This is a genomic window from Saccharicrinis aurantiacus (assembly GCF_947489045.1).
GTDB lineage: Bacteria > Bacteroidota > Bacteroidia > Bacteroidales > Marinilabiliaceae > Saccharicrinis > Saccharicrinis aurantiacus.
Window position 1 is genome coordinate 1 of the sequence record NZ_CANLCN010000053.1, and the last position, 923, is coordinate 923.

The 923-nt window shown below is 36.8% G+C and carries 2 protein-coding genes; both read left to right on the forward strand.

Going from position 1 to position 923, the window contains the following annotated elements; translation table 11 throughout:
• Window positions 1-51: 51 nt before the first annotated feature.
• Window positions 52-435: an ISAon1 family transposase N-terminal region protein gene (locus QMO11_RS21830; RefSeq protein WP_075604144.1), complete on the forward strand. Its 384-nt coding sequence runs from the start codon at window positions 52-54 to the stop codon at window positions 433-435.
• Window positions 425-923, forward strand: a 499-nt coding sequence (locus QMO11_RS21835; RefSeq protein WP_282040085.1) for a transposase, incomplete at its 3' end; no start/stop codon positions are given. The genes QMO11_RS21830 and QMO11_RS21835, both read left to right, overlap by 11 nt.

Sequence of the window (923 nt, forward strand, 5' to 3'; positions counted from 1 at the left end):
GGATCACCGGCAAAAGTTGGGTCTGAAGTAAAAAGTACATAGTTTTGCAGTATGTCCGAATTAAGCACACAATTATTAGAACTAATCCTACCGGAAGGAATACTTGATTATTTTATAATTACCGACTTCAAGCAAGAAAAGAGCGGTCAGGAGTTGTATACAAAACACTTAACTATCTATTTAGAAGAAAAGCAAGAAATCCCACAGGAATACTCTCCTTATAAGCACAAGGCCAGTGGTTTTATGAACCCTAAGGAAATACGAGACTGTCCTATACGTCGAAATTTAGTTACCTTAAATGTGAAGCGCAGACGTTGGGATGTTGAGATAGATGGTAAACAAAAAAAAGTAAGTCGTGATTGGGAAAGCGTAGCTAAAGGCACCAGGTTAGATCCTGAGTATGCTTCTTTTTTAAAAGCAATTGGTGGATTGTAATGCTGTAAGTATAAAAAGCCTAGGCTTATATTTTGGCGTTAATTCAGCACTATTCAGTCGGCAATATAAAAATAAGTTAAGTGATTACCGTTCTTGGGATCAATATGCTCATGCCTCAGACTATCTTGTTTTTCCTAAGAATATGGGCAAGTTTCTTTCCATTGACGAAACTTCTCTTTCTAATGGAGAACTATATACTATTCTTACAAATAAAAGTGCTTCAGGAAAGAAAGGTACTATCATAGGCATCTTTAGGGGCGTTGAAGCTTACTGCATCATAAGTAGAATACGAGAACATATTCCTAAGAAGCTCTTACGTCAAGTTGAAGAAATTACTTTAGACTTATCTCCAACCATGAACGCAATTGCTAAGAGTTGCTTTGCGAATGCCAAACGAGTAGCTGATAGATTTCATGTGCAAAGGTTAGCTTATGATGCTGTGCAACAAATTAGAATAGAATACCGTTGGGAAGCCATAGAACAAGAAA